General features: G+C 59.6%; 19 protein-coding genes. 13 read left to right on the forward strand and 6 right to left on the reverse strand.

Going from position 1 to position 20,891, the window contains the following annotated elements:
- Positions 1-148 precede the first annotated feature (148 nt).
- The 5 genes from ACM6JQ_RS19605 (at position 149) to ACM6JQ_RS19625 (ending at position 3,918) form a co-directional block, all read left to right on the forward strand.
- Positions 149-1,057, forward strand: coding sequence for a LysR substrate-binding domain-containing protein (locus ACM6JQ_RS19605; protein ID WP_007912103.1), 909 nt, complete (start codon positions 149-151; stop codon positions 1,055-1,057).
- 290 nt (positions 1,058-1,347) lie between these two features.
- The gene (gene purE, locus ACM6JQ_RS19610) at positions 1,348-1,839 is read left to right on the forward strand and encodes a 5-(carboxyamino)imidazole ribonucleotide mutase (protein ID WP_007920220.1); all 492 of its coding nucleotides are present in this window, start codon (positions 1,348-1,350) and stop codon (positions 1,837-1,839) included.
- Between the two features lie 10 nt (positions 1,840-1,849).
- On the forward strand, positions 1,850-2,932 hold the full coding sequence (locus tag ACM6JQ_RS19615; RefSeq protein ID WP_007920221.1) for a 5-(carboxyamino)imidazole ribonucleotide synthase: 1,083 nt from the start codon (positions 1,850-1,852) through the stop codon (positions 2,930-2,932).
- A 110-nt stretch (positions 2,933-3,042) separates the two neighbouring features.
- Positions 3,043-3,288: a GlsB/YeaQ/YmgE family stress response membrane protein gene (locus ACM6JQ_RS19620; RefSeq protein WP_007920223.1), complete on the forward strand. Its 246-nt coding sequence runs from the start codon at positions 3,043-3,045 to the stop codon at positions 3,286-3,288.
- Between the two features lie 93 nt (positions 3,289-3,381).
- Positions 3,382-3,918, forward strand: coding sequence for a DUF3299 domain-containing protein (locus tag ACM6JQ_RS19625; RefSeq protein ID WP_007920225.1), 537 nt, complete (start codon positions 3,382-3,384; stop codon positions 3,916-3,918).
- 83 nt (positions 3,919-4,001) lie between these two features.
- Here the strand turns inward: ACM6JQ_RS19625 and ACM6JQ_RS19630 are convergent, their stop codons facing one another.
- Entirely contained in the window at positions 4,002-4,901 is a 900-nt protein-coding gene (locus ACM6JQ_RS19630; protein ID WP_095113190.1) for a D-hexose-6-phosphate mutarotase, read from the reverse strand.
- A gap of 58 nt (positions 4,902-4,959) precedes the next feature.
- Positions 4,960-5,364: an acyl-CoA thioesterase gene (locus ACM6JQ_RS19635; protein ID WP_003229628.1), complete on the reverse strand. Its 405-nt coding sequence runs from the start codon at positions 5,362-5,364 to the stop codon at positions 4,960-4,962.
- A 377-nt stretch (positions 5,365-5,741) separates the two neighbouring features.
- On the opposite strand from ACM6JQ_RS19635, the gene ACM6JQ_RS19640 reads away from it, so the two are divergent.
- The gene (locus tag ACM6JQ_RS19640; protein WP_007920239.1) at positions 5,742-7,040 is read left to right on the forward strand and encodes an MFS transporter; all 1,299 of its coding nucleotides are present in this window, start codon (positions 5,742-5,744) and stop codon (positions 7,038-7,040) included.
- Positions 7,041-7,056: 16 nt separating this feature from the next.
- Here the strand turns inward: ACM6JQ_RS19640 and ACM6JQ_RS19645 are convergent, their stop codons facing one another.
- Complete coding sequence (locus tag ACM6JQ_RS19645; RefSeq protein ID WP_007920241.1) at positions 7,057-7,548, reverse strand: type II toxin-antitoxin system VapC family toxin; 492 nt, start codon at positions 7,546-7,548, stop codon at positions 7,057-7,059.
- On the reverse strand, positions 7,545-8,603 hold the full coding sequence (locus ACM6JQ_RS19650; RefSeq protein WP_414894540.1) for a helix-turn-helix domain-containing protein: 1,059 nt from the start codon (positions 8,601-8,603) through the stop codon (positions 7,545-7,547). The genes ACM6JQ_RS19645 and ACM6JQ_RS19650 overlap by 4 nt, the downstream gene beginning before the upstream one ends.
- 188 nt (positions 8,604-8,791) lie before the next feature.
- On the opposite strand from ACM6JQ_RS19650, the gene ACM6JQ_RS19655 reads away from it, so the two are divergent.
- From ACM6JQ_RS19655 to ACM6JQ_RS19685, 7 genes are all read left to right on the forward strand, one after another.
- Entirely contained in the window at positions 8,792-9,790 is a 999-nt protein-coding gene (locus ACM6JQ_RS19655; protein ID WP_007920246.1) for a phosphate ABC transporter substrate-binding protein PstS, read from the forward strand.
- A gap of 422 nt (positions 9,791-10,212) precedes the next feature.
- Positions 10,213-12,246 carry an ABC transporter permease subunit gene (locus ACM6JQ_RS19660; RefSeq protein WP_414894604.1) on the forward strand — a complete coding sequence of 678 codons (2,034 nt, stop codon included), beginning with the start codon at positions 10,213-10,215 and terminating at the stop codon, positions 12,244-12,246.
- Between the two features lie 16 nt (positions 12,247-12,262).
- Positions 12,263-13,933, forward strand: a complete 1,671-nt coding sequence (gene pstA / locus ACM6JQ_RS19665) for a phosphate ABC transporter permease PstA (RefSeq protein WP_007920248.1) — start codon at positions 12,263-12,265, stop codon at positions 13,931-13,933.
- 184 nt (positions 13,934-14,117) lie between these two features.
- Positions 14,118-14,951 (forward strand): phosphate ABC transporter ATP-binding protein PstB, encoded by an 834-nt coding sequence (pstB, locus tag ACM6JQ_RS19670; protein WP_007920249.1) that lies wholly within the window; start codon positions 14,118-14,120, stop codon positions 14,949-14,951.
- Between the two features lie 71 nt (positions 14,952-15,022).
- Positions 15,023-15,784, forward strand: a complete 762-nt coding sequence (phoU, locus tag ACM6JQ_RS19675; protein ID WP_007920250.1) for a phosphate signaling complex protein PhoU — start codon at positions 15,023-15,025, stop codon at positions 15,782-15,784.
- 177 nt (positions 15,785-15,961) lie between these two features.
- A complete protein-coding gene (locus tag ACM6JQ_RS19680) occupies positions 15,962-16,918 on the forward strand; it encodes a response regulator (protein ID WP_007920252.1) in 957 nt (318 codons plus the stop codon).
- Between the two features lie 187 nt (positions 16,919-17,105).
- Positions 17,106-18,002 (forward strand): peptidoglycan DD-metalloendopeptidase family protein, encoded by an 897-nt coding sequence (locus tag ACM6JQ_RS19685; RefSeq protein ID WP_095113192.1) that lies wholly within the window; start codon positions 17,106-17,108, stop codon positions 18,000-18,002.
- A 116-nt stretch (positions 18,003-18,118) separates the two neighbouring features.
- Here the strand turns inward: ACM6JQ_RS19685 and ACM6JQ_RS19690 are convergent, their stop codons facing one another.
- Positions 18,119-19,459: a hemolysin family protein gene (locus ACM6JQ_RS19690; RefSeq protein WP_007920256.1), complete on the reverse strand. Its 1,341-nt coding sequence runs from the start codon at positions 19,457-19,459 to the stop codon at positions 18,119-18,121.
- A 122-nt stretch (positions 19,460-19,581) separates the two neighbouring features.
- Positions 19,582-20,868 (reverse strand): phosphate regulon sensor histidine kinase PhoR, encoded by a 1,287-nt coding sequence (gene phoR, locus ACM6JQ_RS19695; RefSeq protein WP_414894605.1) that lies wholly within the window; start codon positions 20,866-20,868, stop codon positions 19,582-19,584.
- Positions 20,869-20,891 lie beyond the last annotated feature (23 nt).

Here is a 20,891-nt window from a genome sequence, read left to right on the forward strand (position 1 = left end):
TGCCGGAACGCTGCGAATGCTAGGCTTGTAGGAAATTTTGGGCCAATGCTGTTCAGCACTGCCCTATGCACATTCGGCATAATGCCCGTGTGACGCCGCGTGCGCGGCAGACGTGTGACCTGTTTTGGTGCGTGTCCGGGAGGACGTGATGAATCTGGAAAGCAAATGGCTCGAGGACTTCAGTGCTCTGGCCGCCACCCGTAGCTTTTCGCAGGCGGCCGAGCGACGCTTCGTGACCCAGCCGGCCTTCAGCCGGCGGATCCGCAGTCTGGAGGCTGCGCTGGGGCTGACCCTGGTCAATCGCTCGCGCACGCCGGTTGAACTGACGGCGGCGGGGCAGTTGTTTCTAGTGACCGCACGCACCGTGGTCGAACAGCTCGGTGAAGTGCTGCGTCATCTGCATCATCTGGAAGGCGGGCAGGGCGAAGTGATGCAGGTCGCGGCGGCGCACTCGCTGGCGCTGGGTTTCTTTCCGCGCTGGATCGCACAACTACGTAATGAAGGTTTGAACATCGCCACTCGCTTGGTCGCCACCAACGTCGGTGACGCGGTGCATGCGTTGCGTGAAGGTGGTTGCGATCTGATGCTGGCGTTCTACGACCCGGACGCGGCGATGCAGATGGACCCGGAGATTTTCCCGTCGCTGCATTTGGGCCAGACCGAGATGTTGCCGGTGTGCGCGGCGGATGCTGATGGCAAGCCGCTGTTCGATCTGGAAGGTGATGCCAGCGTGCCGTTGCTGGCGTACAGCGCCGGAGCGTTTCTCGGGCGCTCGGTGAATGGATTGCTGCGTCAGCGGCAGTTGCGCTTTACCACTATTTACGAAACCGCGATGGCTGACAGTCTGAAGAGCATGGCGTTGGAAGGTCTCGGGATTGCCTGGGTGCCACAGCTGAGCGTGCGCGCGGAATTGGCCCGTGGCGAACTGGTGGTCTGCGGCGGCCCGCAATGGCATGTGCCGCTGGAGATTCGCTTGTACCGCTGCGCTCTAGTGCGCAAAGCCAACGTGCGCCTGCTGTGGCGAAAGCTCGAAGGCGGCGCTGCGCAAGCCTCCTGAAAAGATCGCAGCCTTCGGCAGCTCCTACATTGGAATGCATATCCCTGTAGGAGCTGCCGAAGGCTGCGATCTTTTGATCTTTTTGGCTGACCTTCAGGTCAATAAAACCGGGCATTTGCGGCAGATGACGGATGGTCGCGCAGGGGGCTGTTTATTGCTTTCTTTGCGGTATACTGCGCGGCCTTCGGCCGGCACGTCCGGCCATTTTTCGTACAATCAAGCCACGCAACCTGCGTGGCTTGTTGTTTTATGACGCGCCTGCGGGCGCTCCAGAGAGAAGAGGCGCGACGATGAGTGCACTGGTTGGCGTGATCATGGGCTCCAAGTCCGATTGGTCCACCCTTAGCCACACCGCCGATATGCTGGAAAAGCTCGGCATCCCGTACGAGGTCAAAGTGGTCTCTGCTCACCGCACCCCGGATCTGCTGTTCCAGTACGCCGAAGAGGCTGAAAGCCGCGGCATCGAGGTGATTATCGCCGGTGCCGGTGGCGCAGCCCACTTGCCAGGCATGTGTGCGGCCAAGACCCACCTGCCGGTGCTGGGGGTGCCAGTGCAGTCGGCCATGCTCTCGGGCGTCGACTCGCTGCTGTCGATCGTGCAGATGCCAGCGGGCATTCCGGTCGCCACCCTGGCCATCGGCAAGGCCGGCGCGATCAACGCAGCCCTGCTCTCGGCGAGCATCCTCGGCGCCAAGCATCCGCAGTTCCACGCGGTACTGAAAACCTTCCGTGCCGAGCAGACAGACAGCGTCCTGGACAATCCAGACCCACGTATTGCCTGAGGTTGTTGAGATGAAGATCGGTGTAATCGGTGGCGGCCAGTTGGGTCGCATGTTGGCCTTGGCGGGCACTCCGCTGGGCATGAACTTCGCTTTCCTCGACCCTGCGCCGGACGCTTGTGCGGCCGCTTTGGGCGAACACCTGCGGGCCGATTACGGCGATCAGGATCATCTGCGCCAACTGGCCGATGAAGTCGATCTGGTGACCTTCGAGTTCGAAAGTGTCCCGGCCGAAACCGTGGCATTCCTCTCGCAATTCGTCCCGGTCTACCCGAGCGCCGAAGCCCTGCGCATCGCTCGCGATCGCTGGTTCGAAAAGAGCATGTTCAAGGACCTGGGCATCCCGACTCCGGCCTTCGCTGACATTCAGTCGCAAGCCGATCTGGACGCTGCGGTGGCTTCGATCGGCCTGCCGGCCGTACTGAAAACCCGCACCCTGGGTTACGACGGCAAGGGCCAGAAAGTCCTGCGCAAACCGGAAGACGTGGTCGGCACCTTTGCCGAGCTGGGCAGCGTGTCCTGCCTGCTGGAAGGCTTCGTGCCGTTCACCGGTGAAGTCTCGCTGATCGCCGTACGTGCTCGCGATGGTGAAACCAAGTTCTATCCGCTGGTGCACAACACCCACGACAGCGGCATCCTCAAGTTGTCGGTTGCCAGTACCGATCACCCGTTGCAGGCGCTGGCCGAAGACTACTCGAGCCGTGTGCTCAAGCAACTCGACTACGTCGGCGTCATGGCGTTCGAGTTCTTTGAAGTCGACGGTGGCCTGAAAGCCAACGAAATCGCCCCGCGCGTGCATAACTCCGGGCACTGGACCACCGAAGGCGCCGAATGCAGCCAGTTCGAAAACCACCTGCGCGCCGTTGCCGGCCTGCCGCTGGGGTCGACGGCCAAGGTCGGCGAGAGCGCGATGCTCAACTTCATCGGTGTGGTTCCGCCGGTTGAGAAAGTCATCGCCATCGAAGACTGCCATCTGCATCACTACGGCAAGGCCTTCAAGGCCGGGCGCAAGGTCGGCCACGCCAACCTGCGCTGCGCCGACATGGCCACGCTGCAAGCGCAGATCGTCAAGGTCGAAGCGCTGATCGCCGAGTAACGACAGTTTCATGTGGCAGCGGCGGAACCATTCAGGGGCCGCTGTTCTCTCATGGCAGGATGCCAAAGTCTGACTAGGCTTCGCATATCTATCTTTGAGAGGGAATTGCCATGGGAATTATCGGAACCATCTTTATCGGCTTGATCGTCGGCCTGCTGGCGCGGTTCCTGAAACCGGGCGATGACAGCATGGGCTGGATCATGACCATCTTGCTCGGTATCGGCGGTTCGCTGGCAGCCACTTACGGCGGCCAGGCTCTGGGCATCTATCACGCGGGCGAGGGCGCAGGTTTCATTGGTGCACTGGTCGGCGCAATCGTGTTGCTGGTGATCTACGGCCTGATCAAAAAGAACTGATCCAAAGCGACAAAGCCCTCTCGGCCAAAGTGGCCGGGAGGGCTAGAATGCTCGGCGATTCACTGTTCCTTCCTTTCTATACCGAGCACTTTCATGCGCCGTCTTCTGTTGACTCTCCTCTTCCTGGGCAGCGGTTTGGCCCACGCCGGCGAACTGCCGGAAACCGACTGGCTCGAACTGATGCCCAAGTCGGACCAAAAGGCCCTCGAGGCCATGCCTGAAATCGACCACAACTCCCCGGAAGCCACCGGCACCTTCACCGAGAAGGGCGGGATGAAGCAGGCCAAAGGTCTGCCGGCGGTGATGTATTCGACCAAAACCGTGGCGTCGATGAACGACAAGCACATTCGCATCGGTGGTTATCCGGTGCCGCTGGAGTCCGACGCCAAGGGTCGCAGCACGCTGTTCTTCCTCGTGCCGTATCCGGGCGCTTGCATCCACGTGCCGCCACCGCCACCGAATCAACTGGTGCTGGTGCGTTATCCGAAAGGTTTGAAACTGGACGATATCTACACGCCGTTGTGGGTGACCGGCACGCTGAAGGTTGAAAAGGTCAGCAATGACCTGGCTGACGCAGCGTATGCGTTGGAAGCGGACAAAGTGCGGGTGGTGCAGGAGTCTGATCTCTGAAGCAAAAGATCGCAGCCTGCGGCAGCTCCTCCAGGGATATGCATTCCAATGTAGGAGCTGCCGAAGGCTGCGATCTTTTGATCTTAAAGCGGTTTGCTGGCGACACTGACGCCCATGGTATGGCTCGCACCCGGTGCCAGATCCACAACGTCATCCATCACATTAGCCGTCTCGATGCACAGCATGCGCTGCCAGCCATCGTTATCCATGTCAGCAAGCGCCGCCGCGCGATCGATCCACGGGTTCCAGATCACTGCTGTGCGCGAGCCGGTGGCGGTCAGCACAATGCGCCGCTCCCAGGTCGGGTCGACGATGCTCAGCTGTGGCGGCGCATTGAGATAGATACGGTCGGTCTCACCGGCAAACTGCAGGTCACCTTGCTGGCTGTTGGTTTTCCAGTCATCCAGCGTCTCGATGTAATTCAAGCCATCGACACCGTCGACATGCACATTGCGCACGTCACTCACTGCGAAATACGTGTGCAGCGCCTGACTCAGGCTGACGGTGTCACTGCCACGGTTATGGCTGGTCAGGCTGAAGCTCAATTGGTCGGACAAATGCAGGGTCAGGCTCAGATCAACCTGATGCGGCCAGCCCGGCAGGCCACCTTCGGGGTAAGGCAGCTTGAATTCGACCTTGACGCCGTCAGCCTCTGATTCGATGCCGCCCAGCTCCCAATCCATCGCCCGCACCAGACCGTGCGCGGGTGCCGGTTGCTCACCGGTGTACATGGCCTGCACGCTCTGCGGGTTGCGTTCGAACTTGCCGAACCACGGCCAGCACACCGGCACGCCGGCGCGAATGCTTTTACCTGTCTTGAACTCGGCCTTGTCGTTGAGCCAGATGATCGGCGGCTGGCCATCGATCTGATAACTGAGGATGTGCGCGCCTTGCTGGGTCACCAGCACTTCGGCCTGACCGTGGCGGATGCGCCAGCAGTTCAGTTCATCCAGTTTCACCGCTTCAACGTTGGGCGTGTTCATGGGACAGCTCTCGATCAGACACTTGGAACGGTTATCGACCGCAAAACGGCCGCGAGGTTTAACGCGCGCGCGGTGGAACCGAGCGGGTGCGACCGCTGCCGTCGATAGCGACGAAGACGAATACGGCTTCGGTGACTTTACGCCACTCGCTGGACAGCGGGTCGTCGCTCCACACTTCGACCATCATCTGGATCGAGCTGCGGCCGATCTCCAGGGTCTGGGTATAAAAGGACAATTGCGCACCCACTGCCACTGGCACGAGAAACGCCATGCGATCAATGGCTACGGTCGCTACACGACCACCTGCCACGCGGCTGGCCATTGCGGTGCCGGCCAAATCCATCTGCGCTACCAGCCAACCGCCGAAAATATCGCCAAAGCCGTTGGTTTCGCGTGGAAGTGCGGTGATTTGCAGGGCCAGGTCGCCTTGCGGGATCGGATCTTCTTGTTCGAGCTCTATCATGCCGTGGGGCCTCTGACCCGTGACTCTTCGTGGGTATTGCTGGTGGTAGCCGTCTTCAAGAAAAACGATTCAACACCGAACACACTGCGTTCGTCACGTTTTCCATCAGGCGCCTAAAGGGAAACTCTGCGAAAAAGGCTAAATCCCGAGCAAAGGACGGGCCAACAACGTTTTCGCACAGTAACCTCTTACAAATCCTGCGCAGGTGGCGAGTATATCGGTCGGTAGACTCCGCGACGACCATCCGGTTCTGATTTTGACCGTCAATTACGCGCCTCTATGTGCTTTTTCGAACAATTTGCTATGGTGCCGAACCTGCCCGAGCCACTGCCAGCGTTGTTGTGGCGGCAGATCCGACTATAAGAGAAGCCCTTGCCATGACCACAGCGCCTTCGAGCCTCGCGCAGCCCGAGCAACCCGCACGACCATTGACCCGCAATGACTACAAGACTCTGTCGCTGTCCGCTCTCGGCGGCGCGCTGGAATTCTACGACTTCATCATCTTCGTCTTCTTCGCCACCGTGGTCGGCAAGCTGTTCTTCCCGGCCGATATGCCCGAGTGGCTGCGCCTGATGCAGACCTTCGGCATCTTCGCCGCCGGCTACCTCGCGCGGCCGCTGGGCGGCATCGTCATGGCGCACTTCGGCGACCTGCTGGGGCGCAAGAAGATGTTCACCCTGAGCATTTTCATGATGGCCGTGCCGACCTTGATCATGGGTCTACTGCCAACGTATGCGCAGATCGGCATGTGGGCGCCGATCCTGCTTCTATTGATGCGGGTGATTCAGGGCGCGGCGATTGGCGGTGAAGTGCCGGGCGCGTGGGTCTTCGTTTCCGAACACGTACCGCAAAAACACATGGGTTATGCCTGCGGCACGCTCACCAGCGGCCTGACCGCCGGCATTCTGCTCGGCTCGCTGGTCGCCACGGCGATCAACAGCATTTATACCCCTGCGGAAGTTTCCGATTACGCCTGGCGAATCCCGTTCCTGCTCGGCGGTGTGTTCGGCCTGTTCTCGGTCTACCTGCGCCGCTGGCTGCACGAGACCCCAGTGTTCGCCGAGCTGCAACTGCGCAAAGCCTTGGCTGAAGAAGTGCCGCTGCGCGCGGTGCTGCGTGACCATCGCGGCGCGATTGCAATCTCGATGCTGCTGACCTGGTTGCTCTCCGCTGGCATCGTCGTGGTCATTCTGATGACGCCGACCGTGCTGCAAACGGTCTATCACTTCACGCCGACCGAGTCGCTGCAGTCGAACAGTCTGGCGATCGTGTTCCTGAGCATCGGCTGCATCATTTCCGGCGCACTGGCGGATCGCTTTGGCGCAGGCCGGGTGTTCGTATTTGGTTGCCTGGGTCTGCTGATCAGCTCGTGGACCTTCTATCACAGCCTCGCCGATCACCCGAACTGGCTGTTCCCGCTCTATGCGCTGACCGGTTTTCTGGTCGGCACCATTGGTGCGGTGCCGTACGTGATGGTCAAAGCGTTCCCGCCGGTGGTGCGCTTCAGCGGGTTGTCGTTCTCGTATAACGTGGCTTACGCGATCTTTGGTGGCCTGACGCCGATGGTGGTCAGCCTGCTGCTGAAAGAAAGCGCGATGGGGCCTGCCTACTATGTGGCGGTGCTGTGTGCGATGGGGATTCTGGTCGGGGCGTGGCTGTGGAAGAAAGGGCGCTGATCCCAAGATTCTGCTTCTAGGGCTCTCGCCAGCGTGAGAGCCTTGATTCACATTCTCCTGTCGGGAGTCGAGCGCCATGCTCAAGCATGTGGGCCAAGGCGTTTGCGGCATCCGACTTTTCAATTACTTGATGCTCAACCATCAGATCAAGTAACCAAAGAGCGCCGTGCACCTCCAGTCCATCTCGTTGTGCCTGGCGCCTTAACTTGCCATCTCCGGTCAGCAACGGACGTCCTGTTTCCTGTGCGAGCAGGTAACAAGACACGTCTGCCAGTGAGCTGTTGTTGTGTTCGACTTTCAGCTCAAAGAGTCTGATCACGCCAGATTCATCGAACGATTCGACACTCAGCCCTCGATCAAGCAGTTCCTGGTGGGGAAAGTCTGCAAGTTCATGCATGACAAAGTCGGTGCAGCAAAGTGTGAATGGCAATCGAAACATCTGCTCCAGTAATCCGGCGTTTCTGAAATCAATCCAGATATTCGTATCACTGATGAAGATCAAACTCATGCATTCTCCAGTGAACCCAGGAAATTGGGGTCCAGTGCGCTAACTGGTTTGCGCAGGAGTTCGGCAGCCCGAGACTTGGTGATCAGCCCTTCTGCCAACGCCCAGAATGCTAGCGACTCAAATCTTTGCGGCGGTTTGCAAGGTAGCGGCTCAGGTTCTGATTTGCGCCAGCCGTTGGCGCTGAATTGGATAGTGAGGGATTTATAGCCACTTTCGCTAAGAAGCTTCAGATCTTTCAGGCGTCTCAACGCGGCATGCATTGAGATCCCGTATTGACGCTTTGCAATCAGCAATTCTCGTGGATGAACTCTGGAGCGAGGATGGCTGCCGAAGTCACCGGTGACACTTTTCGCCGGGTAGAGAAACGCGCCGGCGAATCGATGGCAGCAATTTTCCTTGTCCCTCTCCGGCATATCCTCGGGTAATGCCATGACCCAGTGGCCGAGTTCATGCGCGGCAGTGAACCTGATTCGTTCGCCTGGGCGATCGGCATTCAGTGCAATCAACACGTGTTCGCCGTTACCGGTGGCAGCGCAAGCGCCGTCGAAGTCGTCCGGGCCGTTTAGCATGGCGACTTTTATGCTGTGCTCCTCCAGCTGTTCAGTCAGATTGGCTATAGGGTCGCTACCAATTCCCCAGAACTGACGAAGTTGCTCTGCTGCGCGTTCGGCGTCCTCAAGGCAGGAAACGGGGATCATTTGTGCCGGAGTAGCTGGGGTATGTATGTCGGCAGGATCGAAACACTCCTCAAGCGCGATGTAACGCTCAAGGTGTTCCCGAATTTTCTCTTCCACCTGTGCCTGGCGATATTTAGGCATTCGGGCCAGTTTTCGAAACTCCAGAGGCGCCAGCGCAATTGCTTCCACGCGGAAGAAATACTCAGGGCTGACCTGAAGCGCTCTGGCCAGTTGCAGCAGACGAGTTGAGTTAGGGGTACTCAACCCTTTCTCATATTTGCTCAAGGCTTGCTTGGTTATGTCGCCAAGCTCCATCGCCAAAGCCTCAAGGCTGAGGCCTCTTTGCAGACGTGCGCGGCGAATTCGATCGTTTATCATGGGGCCCTCTCGTGGTTGACAAGACTATATTTAGAAGATGATTTGTCAACCTGCAAAGCGTTTCCTTTTTTAAAGGTGATGCCCATGCTGGCCTTTCATCCAATTGTCATATTTCAGCCATAGAGTGTTCACACGGCCTGCTGATACTTGGCCCCGACTTAACACACCCTATCTGCTAGGAGTAAGGCATGAAACTGAAGCGTTTGATGGCGGCAATGACTTTTGTCGCTGCTGGCGTTGCGACTGCCAACGCGGTTGCCGCTGTTGACCCTGCTATCCCGAGCTACACCAAGACCACTGGTGTGTCGGGCAACCTGTCCAGCGTCGGCTCCGATACCCTGGCCAACCTCATGACCCTCTGGGCTGAGAACTACAAAAAAGAATACCCGAACGTAAACATCCAGATTCAGGCCGCCGGCTCCGCCACTGCGCCACCTGCGCTGACTGAAGGCACCTCCAACCTGGGCCCGATGAGCCGCAAGATGAAGGACACCGAACTGGCGGCCTTCGAGCAGAAGTACGGCTACAAGCCAACCGCTATCCCGGTGGCCGTTGATGCCCTGGCTGTCTTCGTACACAAAGACAACCCGATCCAGCACCTGACCATGGAGCAGGTTGATGCGATCTTCTCGTCGACCCGTCTGTGTGGCGCCAAAGCCGACGTGAAAACCTGGGGCGAACTGGGTGTGACCGGCGACCTGGCCAACAAACCAGTACAACTGTTCGGCCGTAACTCGGTATCCGGCACCTACGGCTACTTCAAAGAAGAAGCCCTGTGCAAAGGCGACTACAAACCGAACGTCAACGAGCAACCAGGTTCGGCGTCGGTTGTGCAGTCGATCAGCTCCTCGCTGAACGGCATCGGTTACTCGGGTATCGGTTACAAGACCGCCAGCGTGAAAACCGTGCCATTGGCCAAGAAAGGCAGCACCGACTTCATCGAAGACACCGAAGAAAACGCCCTGAACGGCAAATACCCGCTGTCGCGTTTCCTCTACGTTTACGTCAACAAAGCCCCGAACAAGCCTCTGGCTCCGCTGGAAGCCGAGTTCGTGAAACTGGTGCTGTCGAAGCAGGGCCAGGAAGTTGTGGTGAAAGACGGTTACATCCCGTTGCCAGCCAAGGTCGCTGCTAAAGCACTGGCTGACCTGGGTCTGCAGGAAGGCGGCGCTGTCGCAAAGAAGTAACAAATTGAGTCCAGGGTGAACCCCACCGGACTCAGGTAAAAGGCCGGATCTGCGCGCAGGCCGGCCTTTTCCACACCTCAAATTTTTGATCCTCTGCCAGTCCCGCTGGCGGTGGATTTGCTGCGTCACTGCATTGTCATCTTTCTGTCATACAGGATCGCTAGGGTGAGCGCATGAATGATCTGGCCAATTCCCAAATGACTACTAATCCTCCCAAGCGCATTGATTTCAATACGCCTGAGCTGCAACGCAAGCGCCGCATTCGTGCGCTCAAGGATCGCTTCACCCGCTGGTACGTCCTCGTTGGCGGTCTCGCGGTGCTGGCAGCCATCACCCTGATCTTCTTCTTCCTCGCCTACGTGGTGGCGCCGCTGTTCCAGGGTGCCGACCTGACCGCGAAAGACTCGATCACCCCGGCCTGGATGCAGGACGCCGGCAAGCCGCTGATGATTTCGCTCGAAGAGCAGAATCAGGTGGCCATGCGCGTTTCCGATAAGGGTCAGGCATTGTTCTTTGATATCGACAGTGGCGCTGAACTGAAGCGCGTCGATCTGCCGGTGCCTGCTGGCGCCACCGTGACCTCGATTGGTGAAGATCAGCCGGGCCACCCGCTGGTAGCCGTGGGCTTGTCCAACGGCCAGGCGCTGGTGTTCCGTCACACTTATAAAGTCAGCTACCCCGATGGCAAAAAAACCATCACCCCGGCCATCGAATATCCGTACGGCGAGACGCCGATCGCGCTGAACGAAGCCGGCGGTGCGCTTGAACATGTCAGCCTGAACGCCACCGACACGACGCTGATGCTGGTCGGTTCGACCGGTTCGCAACTCAACGTGCTGTCGCTGACCAGCGAAGAAAACATGATGACCGGCGAAGTCACCAACGAGCAGAAGCGTATCGATCTGCCGCAGATGACTGAACCGGTGAAAAACATCTTCGTCGACCCGCGCCAGCAATGGCTGTATGTGGTCAACGGTCGTGCCCAGGCCGACGTCTTCAGCCTGCGCGACAAGAGCCTCAACGGTCGCTACAAACTGCTGGAAAACGCTGACGCCGAAGTCACCGCGACCACGCAACTGGTCGGTGGCATCTCGCTGATCGTCGGCGACTCCAAGGGTGGTCTGGCCCAGTGGTTTATGGCCCGCGACACCGATGGCGAGCTGCGCCTGAAGCAGATCCGCACCTTCCAGATGGGCACCACGCCGATCGTTGAAATCAGCGCTGAAGAACGTCGCAAAGGCTTCCTCGCGCTGGATGCCAGCGGCAAGCTCGGCGTGTTCCACAGCACCGCGCACCGCACTTTGCTGGTCGATCAAGTGGTGGAAGGTCAAGGCCTGTTCGGTCTGTCGCCGCGTGCCAACCGTGTGATCGTCGAAGCCGGCGGCAAGCTGCAACCGCTGCTACTCGATAACCCGCACCCGGAAGTCTCCTGGAGCGCGTTGTGGAGCAAGGTCTGGTACGAGAACTACGACGAGCCTAAATACGTCTGGCAATCGACCGCGGCCAACACCGATTTTGAACCGAAACTGAGCCTCTCACCGCTGACCTTCGGCACCCTGAAAGCTGCGTTCTACGCGATGCTGCTGGCCGCGCCGCTGGCTGTGGCTGCGGCGATCTACACAGCCTACTTCATGGCCCCGGGCATGCGCCGCAAGGTCAAACCGGTGATCGAGCTGATGGAAGCGATGCCGACGGTGATCCTCGGTTTCTTCGCCGGCCTGTTCCTCGCGCCGTATGTCGAAGGGCATCTGCCGGGCATCTTCAGCCTGCTGATGTTGTTGCCGATCGGCATCCTGGTCGCCGGTTTCACCTTCAGTCGTCTGCCTGAATCGATCCGCCTGAAAGTCCCGGATGGCTGGGAAAGCGCGCTGCTGATTCCAGTGATTCTGTTCGTGGGCTGGCTGTCGCTGTACATGAGCCCGTTCATGGAGAACTGGTTCTTCGGCGGTGACATGCGCATGTGGATCTCCCACGACCTCGGCATCACCTACGACCAGCGCAACGCCCTGGTGGTCGGTCTGGCCATGGGCTTTGCGGTGATCCCGAACATCTACTCGATCGCAGAAGACGCCGTGTTCAGCGTGCCGCGCGGCCTGACCCTCGGCTCGCTGGCTCTCGGTGCCACGCCGTGGCAGACCATGACTCGCGTGGTGATCCTGACTGCCAGTCCGGGGATTTTCTCGGCGCTGATGATCGGCATGGGCCGTGCAGTCGGTGAAACCATGATCGTGCTGATGGCCACCGGTAACACCCCGGTCATGGAAATGAACCTGTTCGAAGGCCTGCGCACCCTGGCTGCCAACGTCGCGGTGGAAATGCCCGAGTCGGAAGTCGGCGGCAGCCACTACCGCGTGCTGTTCCTCTCGGCGCTGGTACTGCTGTTGTTCACCTTCGTCATGAACACCCTGGCAGAACTGATTCGTCAGCGTCTGCGCAAGAAATACTCGTCGCTTTAAGCAAAGGTAGAAGTCTGTGAAACAGAACTCCCTGAAAGGATGGTTCAAGAGCGGCGCCCCGGGCGTCTGGATCAGCGGTGGCGCGGTGTCCATCGCGGTCATCATGACCATTGGCCTGCTGGCGGTAATTGCCGTGCGTGGTCTGGGTCACTTCTGGCCGGCCGACCTGGTCCACGCCCATTACGACGTACCGGGCCAGGCCAATCACCTGGTCATCGGCGAAGTGGTACAGAAGGAAGAAGTGCCCCGTGCCCGTCTGAAGAGTGCCGGTTTGCCGGTGCCCGATGAAGGCCCGGAATTCATGACCCGCGAGCTGATCAAGGTCGGCAACCGTGACCTGAATGGCAACGACTTCACGTGGATCGTCGGCGAGTGGCTGACCAACCAGACCACGCCGCCAGAGTTGATGGCGATCGAACGTCGTGAGTGGGGCAACTTCTACGGCTACCTGGTCAACGTCAAACAGGATGGCAAGGTCATCGCCGAAGGCGAGGCCGCGTGGCCTGAGTTGCAGGCGCGGATCAACCGTGTGAACGGGCTGGCGGCACAACTGAAGTCGCTGGAAAAGACTGACATCGGTGCAATCAACGCAGGTCTGGAGCGCATCCGTCTGCACGGTCGCAAACTGGAACTGGAAGGCAAGCTCGACGCCACCGCACAAGCTGACATGGAATCCGAGCGCGCCGAACTGAATGCGCGTTATCAGGACATCGAAGCACGCCTGGCCGATCTGCATGCGCAGTTCAACCGCGATGCCCTGACCGCTCGCGATGCCAACGGCAAAGAGATCGAAATCGGTCTGGGCAAAGTGGTTCACGCCTACCAGCCGAACGCGATGAGCACCTTTACCAAGGTCGGTTTCTACTTCAGCAAGATCTGGGAATTCCTTTCGGATGATCCGCGTGAAGCCAACACCGAAGGCGGGATCTTCCCGGCGATCTTCGGCACCGTGATGATGACCCTGATCATGGCGATGATCGTTACCCCGTTCGGCGTACTGGCGGCGGTGTACCTGCGTGAATACGCCAAGCAGAACACTCTGACGCGGATTATCCGCATCGCGGTGAACAACCTCGCTGGCGTTCCGGCGATCGTTTATGGCGTGTTCGGTCTGGGCTTCTTCGTTTACGTACTCGGTGGTTCGGTTGACCGCTTGTTCTTCCCCGAAGCATTGCCGGCACCGACCTTTGGTACCCCGGGTCTGCTCTGGGCCTCGCTGACTTTGGCGCTGCTGGCGGTGCCGGTGGTGATCGTCGCGACCGAGGAAGGTCTGGCGCGTATCCCGCGTACTGTGCGTGAAGGCTCGTTGGCCCTCGGCGCGACCAAGGCTGAAACGTTGTGGAAGATTGTGATCCCGATGGCCAGCCCGGCGATGATGACCGGCATGATTCTCGCCGTGGCTCGCGCCGCCGGTGAAGTGGCGCCGCTGATGCTGGTGGGTGTGGTGAAACTGGCGCCGTCGCTGCCGGTGGACGGCAACTACCCGTACCTGCACCTGGATCAGAAGATCATGCACTTGGGCTTCCACATCTATGACGTCGGCTTCCAGAGCCCGAACGTCGAAGCGGCCCGCCCGCTGGTGTACGCCACGGCGCTGCTGCTGGTACTGGTGATCGCGACGTTGAACCTGTCGGCGGTGTATATCCGCAACCACCTGCGTGAAAAATACAAAGCTTTGGACAGTTAACACAAATCCTGTGGGAGCTGGCTTGCCAGCGATGCAGGCGACTCGGTCAGCCAGTAACACCGCGCTGATGCCATCGCTGGCAAGCCAGCTCCCACAAGGATCGGCGCAAGCCACAGATTTTCAGTAACCCATTGGCAAGGCCAGTGGTTCAACGAACCGAATTTGTTAGCACAGGGAGCCTCCCATGCAGCACGAAACACATAGCCACGGCATCAACATGTCTGCCCTGGGTCGCGACAAGCAAAGCCTGAATCTGGCGCAGGAAACCGTGGCCATCGAAGTGCCGGGCCTGAGCCTGTACTACGGCGAGAAGCAGGCATTGTTCGACGTCAGCATGAACATCCCGAAGCAGCGCGTGACCGCGTTCATCGGCCCGTCCGGCTGCGGTAAATCGACGTTGCTGCGCACCTTCAACCGCATGAACGATCTGGTTGACGGCTGCCGCGTCGAAGGCGCGATCAACCTCTACGGCAACAACATCTATCGCAAAGGCGAAGACGTCGCCGAGCTGCGTCGTCGCGTCGGCATGGTGTTCCAGAAGCCCAACCCGTTCCCGAAGACCATCTACGAAAACGTGGTCTACGGCTTGCGCATCCAGGGCATCAACAAGAAGCGCGTCCTCGACGAAGCGGTCGAATGGGCGTTGAAAGGCGCGGCACTGTGGGACGAAGTCAAAGACCGTCTGCACGAATCGGCACTCGGCCTGTCTGGCGGTCAGCAACAACGTCTGGTGATCGCCCGCACTATCGCGGTTGAGCCGGAAGTGCTGCTGCTCGACGAACCGTGCTCGGCCCTCGACCCGATCTCGACCCTGAAGGTTGAAGAGCTGATCTACGAGCTGAAATCCAAGTTCACCATCGTCATCGTGACCCACAACATGCAGCAGGCTGCGCGGGTTTCGGACTACACCGCGTTCATGTACATGGGCAAACTGGTCGAATTCGGCGACACCGACACCCTGTTCACCAATCCGGCGAAGAAGCAGACCGAAGACTACATCACCGGTCGTTATGGCTGACAGTTGCGGGTTATTCACAGAATTGACGCTGCGGCCCACCGCACCTTACCGGACGCTCCAAGGACGCCAACATGATTAGTAAAGAAGGCCTTACCCACCACATCTCCGCGCAGTTCAACGCTGAGCTTGAGGAAGTGCGCAGCCACCTCCTGGCCATGGGCGGGCTGGTCGAGAAGCAGGTCAACGACGCGGTGACCGCGCTGATCGAGGCCGATTCCGGCTTGGCTCAGCAGGTGCGCGAGATTGATGACCAGATCAACCAGATGGAACGCAACATCGACGAAGAATGCCTGCGCATTCTTGCCCGTCGTCAACCGGCGGCGTCCGACCTGCGTTTGATCATCAGTATTTCCAAGTCGGTGATCGACCTTGAGCGCATCGGTGACGAAGCGACCAAGATCGCCCGCCGCGCGATTCAGCTGTGCGAAGAAGGTGAAGCGCCGCGCGGTTACGTCGAGGTTCGCCATATCGGCGACCAGGTGCGCAACATGGTTCGCGATGCACTGGACGCGTTCGCCCGTTTCGACGCCGATCTGGCGTTGTCGGTGGCGCAGTACGACAAGATCATCGACCGCGAATACAAAACCGCCCTGCGTGAGTTGGCGACCTACATGATGGAAGACCCGCGCTCTATCTCGCGGGTCTTGAGCATCATCTGGGTGCTGCGTTCGCTGGAGCGCATCGGCGATCACGCACGTAACATCTCTGAATTGGTCATCTACCTGGTGCGCGGTACCGACGTACGCCACATGGGCCTCAAGCGCATGAAAGAAGAAGTTGAAGGGACAAGCGGCGAAACCGCTAATGTTCCGGGCGATGTTGACGATAAGTAAGATTGCCTGAGAAAAGCGCCCGGCCCTTTGGCCGGGCGTTTTTGTTTGTGCTTTTCACAAGGCAGATCGAATTAAAAAGCAGCACCCGCGAACGAAAAGTCCCGGCGTGACTGAAGAGTTTTGGCAATGTGCCATCAGCCAGCGTTATGCTTGCCGGGATTTTAATAGGGGTGTTGGATGAGCAAGATCAGTGTGTTGGTCGTGGACGATGCTTCGTTCATTCGTGACCTGGTGAAAAAGTGCCTGCGTAATTATTTCCCGGGGATCCGTACCGAGGACGCCGTCAACGGTAAGAAGGCTCAGGCCATGCTGGCCAAGGAAGCGTTCGACCTGGTGCTGTGCGACTGGGAAATGCCGGAAATGTCCGGTCTCGAACTGCTGACCTGGTGCCGCGAACAAGACAACCTCAAGACCATGCCATTCGTCATGGTCACCAGCCGTGGCGACAAGGAAAACGTCGTGCAGGCGATTCAGGCCGGTGTTTCCGGTTACGTCAGCAAGCCGTTCACCAACGAGCAACTGCTGACCAAGGTCAAACAGGCGCTGAACAAGGTCGGCAAGCTCGATACCCTGATGAACAGCGCGCCGACCAAGATGAACTCGGCGTTCGGTAACGATTCTCTGAGCGCCTTGACCGGTGGCAAGCCTGCCGTGGTCGGCGGTGCCCCGGCAGCGGCTGCGGTCAACCCGTTCGCGAAACCGGCAGCTGCCGCGCCAGCGCCCGCCGCCGCGCCGTCCCGTGGTTTGCTCAACAGCCCACCGGTCAAGGCACCCGTCGCCGCGTCGGCGCCGGCCAGCGGTCGTGGTCAGGGCCAGTTGCGCCTGCCAAGCGGTACTCAGCAATGTGTGATCAAGGCTTTGAGCATCAAGGAAGCGTTGCTGGTGGTGAAACGCACCGACACCCTGCCGCAGATCCTCGACAGCGCCGTGCTCGATCTGGAGCAGGGCGACAACGCCGAAATCGCCCGCCTCAACGGCTACCTGCACGCCGTCGTTGCGTTTGAGCCGAAACCGGACAGCGACTGGCTGCAACTGACGTTCCGCTTTGTCGACCAGGATGCGCAGAAGCTCGACTACATCTCCCGCCTGATCGCCCGCGGCACGGCGCAGAAGCACTTCGTTCCGGGCGCGTAATCGGCGTCTGTGAAAAGATCGCTGCCTTCGGCAGCTCCTACATTGGAATGCATTTTCCCTGTAGGAGCTGCCGAAGGCTGCGATCTTTTGCTTTGTGCGCTGGGCAAATTGAAACATCTGTCGACTAGCCTGGTCTGCTTCACCTGCTAGGCTCTTTTCCAGGCCTTACTTCGACAGACTTTTGCCCATGCGCGCGCGCCTGCTGTTTTTCTGTGGTCTCTTCATGGCCTCCACCTCGGCTGTGGCCATGACCATTTACAAATCCACCGATGCCAACGGCGTGGTCTCGTACAGCGACCGGCCGAGCAAAGGCTCGCAGGTGTTCGTCTTTCAGGACCGCATGGTTGAGCGCCTGGAGCGGCAGGTCTATCTCGATATCAAGAAGCAGAAGGGCGTTGACGTGGTGTTCGTACGCAACGATCTGTATGCACCGGTCGAGGTGGCACTGGCGTTTACCGGCATGAGCAATGTACGCGGCGCGCCAGCCAAAGCCATCCGCCGGGTGCTGCCGGCGCGCAGCAACACGCGTCTGGCGCTGCTGACGGCGATTACCAGCGGCAAGCCGCTGGTCTATTCGCCGCAGTTCCAATATTCACTGGGTGACCCTTCTGGTGCTGCGCAGAGCTATCGCTACCCGTTGCCGTGGCGCGGTGGGCCGTTTCGTCTGAGTCAGGGCGCCAACGGTCAGTACAGCCACTATGGGCCGAAGAATCGCTATGCGATGGACATCGCCATGCCGGTGGGTACGCCGATCATTGCCGCGCGGGCCGGGGTGGTGGTGAAGACTGAAAACTCGCAGAGTGGGCGCGGCAATGATGCGTCGGGCAATTTCGTGCGGGTGCTGCACGACGACGGCACCATGGGCGTGTACCTGCACCTCAAGCAAGGTTCGGTGAGCGTACGCGAAGGGCAGCGGGTGACGGTGGGCAGTCCGTTGGCGCTGTCAGGCAATACCGGCAACAGCAGCGGCCCGCATTTGCACTTTGTCGTACAGCGCAATACCGGCGAGGGGCTGGTGTCGATTCCGTATCAGTTCAACCAGCCGCTGGGGGCGTTGCCCAACTTTGCGTTGGGCAAGCAGTAAGCTTCTAAAAGCAAAAGATCGCAGCCTGCGGCAGCTCCTGCATGGGAATGCGATCCCTGTAGGAGCTGCCGCAGGCTGCGATCTTTTAGCAGGCAACGCGGTTTCCCGCATTGCACTCAATCCAGCATCAACACCTTGGCCAGCACAATCTTCGGCCCTTTCATCTTCTTGATGATGATCCGCAGGCCTTCGACCTCCAGCACTTCTTCCTCTTCAGGTACGCGCTTCAAAGTCTCGTAGACCAGCCCGGCAAGGGTTTCCGCTTCGATGTGATCAAGGTCGATGCCCAACAGGCGTTCCACCTTGAACAGCGGCGTGTCACCCCGCACCAAGAGTTTGCCCGGCTGATAGGCGAGGATCCCGCGCTCAGCCTTGCGATGTTCGTCCTGAATGTCGCCGACCAGCACTTCCAGTACGTCTTCCATGGTCAGGTAGCCGATGATGTTGCCGTCAGCCTCCTCGACCACGGCGAAGTGCGAGCCGCCCTTGCGGAACTGCTCCAGCAACTGCGACAGCGGCATGTGCCGTGATACGCGTTCCAGCGGGCGGGTCAGTTCGGCGAGGTTGAACGACTCGGGAATGTGATCCAGTGCTGCCAGTTCCAGCAGCAGATCCTTGATGTGCAGCAGGCCGACGAACTCCTGGCGCTCGCTGTCGTACACCGGATAACGGCTGAACTTGTGGCGACGGAACATCGCCAGGATTTCTTTCAGCGGCGCGTTGAATTCGAGGGTGATCAGGTCTTCGCGGGAGTTGGCCCAGTCGACCACTTCCAGTTCGCCCATTTCCACCGCAGACGCCAGAACACGCATGCCCTGATCGCTCGGATCCTGGCCACGGCTGGAGTGCAGGATCAGTTTCAGTTCTTCACGGCTGTAATGGTGTTCGTGGTGCGGGCCGGGTTCGCCTTGGCCGGCGATACGCAGGATCGCGTTGGCGCTGGCGTTGAGCAGGTAGATCGCCGGGTACATCGCCCAGTAGAACAGGTACAGCGGCACGGCCGTCCACAGCGACAGCAGCTCGGGTTTGCGGATCGCCCAGGATTTCGGGGCCAGTTCACCGACGACGATGTGCAGGTACGAAATGATGAAGAACGCGGTGAAGAACGACACGCCTTTGACGATTTCCGGCGACTGCACGCCGACCGCGCTGAGCAGCGGTTCGAGAATGTGCGCAAAGGCCGGCTCACCGACCCAGCCGAGGCCGAGGGAGGCGAGGGTGATACCCAGCTGACACGCCGAGAGGTACGCATCGAGCTGACTGTGCACGGTGCGCAGGATGTGTCCGCGCCAGCCGTTCTGATCAGCGATGGCCTCGACCCGGGTCGAGCGCAGTTTGACCATGGCGAATTCCGCCGCAACGAAAAAGCCGTTGAGCAAAACCAGGATCAGAGCAAAAAGGATCATGCCGAAATCGGCGAATATTGTTGCGAGGGACAAGCCAGGGGAAGGGTCCATGATGGAGTTTTGCGGGTTCCGTGTGATTCAAGAGGGAGAAAAATCGCGCCTGAAAGGCAGGCACAAGTCAGCCAATGTAGCGGCTGACATGGCGATTGCCTAGTGGCGAGTGCCGGTCGGTCTTACTCGGCGGCGCTGATGGCCCGCACATGGGCCACCTGAGCCGGGGCAAAATGGCAGGTGAACGTGCTGCCGTGACCGGGCACGCTGCTGATCTCCATGCGCGCGCGGTGGCGCAGCAATACGTGCTTGACGATGGCCAGACCCAGCCCGGTGCCGCCGGTGTTGGAGTTGCGACTGGAATCGACGCGGTAGAAGCGTTCGGTCAGGCGCGGCAGGTGTTTGCTGTCGATACCGATCCCGGAATCCTGCACGCTCAGGTGCGCGCCCTGATCGTCACCCCACCAGCGAATGCGGATGTTGCCCTCGGCCGGGGTGTACTTCACCGCGTTGAACACCAGATTGGAGAACGCACTGCGTAACTCCGCCTCGCTGCCCTTGAGCAACAGGCCGGCGTCGGCTTCGAGGCTGATGCGCTGGTTCTTCGCGCCGGACAATTGCTGCGCATCGCTCTTGATCGATTGCAGCAGGCTGTCAATCTGCACTGGCTGGTTGTCCGACGGGTAATCGGTGGCTTCGAGTTTCGCCAGCAGCAACAAATCGTTGAGCAGCGTCTGCATGCGTCCGCCCTGTTGCTGCATCTGCTGCAGGGCGCGGCTCCAGCGCGGATTCACTTCTTCGACGTTGTCGAGCAGGGTTTCCAGATAGCCGCAGATCACTGTCAGTGGTGTGCGCAACTCGTGAGAGACGTTGGCGATGAAGTCTTTGCGCATCTGTTCCAGCTGATGGATGCGCGTGACATCGCGCACCAGCATCAAGTGTTCGTTGTTGCCGTAGCGGGTCAGGTACAGCTGAATGCGCACGCGATCGTTGGTTGGCGAGGGGATTTCCAGCGGCTCGGCGTAGCTTTCCTGCTCGAAGTATTCCTTGAAGCGCGGATGGCGTACCAGGTTGGTCACCGGTTGGCCGCTGTCCTGCGGGGTCTTGAGGCCGAGCAAGGTTTCGGCAGCGCGGTTCCACCATTCCAGGTTGCCGTCGCTGTCGAGCATGATCACCGCGTCTTTCAGCGCGGCGGTGGATTCCTGCACCCGGTCAATCACCGCTTGCAGGCGCCCGCGCACACGTTGGTCGCGGCGTTGCAGGTGGTAGATGCTGTCGAACACTTCGCCCCACAGACCATAGCCATCGGGCGGTGCTTCGTCGGGTTGATGCTGGCGCAGCCATTCGTGCAGACGCAGCAATTGCTTCAGCGTCCAGGCCAGATAGATCCCCAGGCCCGCCGCGAGGCTCCAGCCGTAATAGCCGGTGATCAGGCCGATCACCAGGCAGACGGTGACCAGCAGCAGCATGTGGCGAATCAGGGTGCCATGCC

Source organism: Pseudomonas sp. IT-232MI5, from assembly GCF_949767845.1.
Taxonomy (GTDB): Bacteria; Pseudomonadota; Gammaproteobacteria; order Pseudomonadales; family Pseudomonadaceae; genus Aquipseudomonas.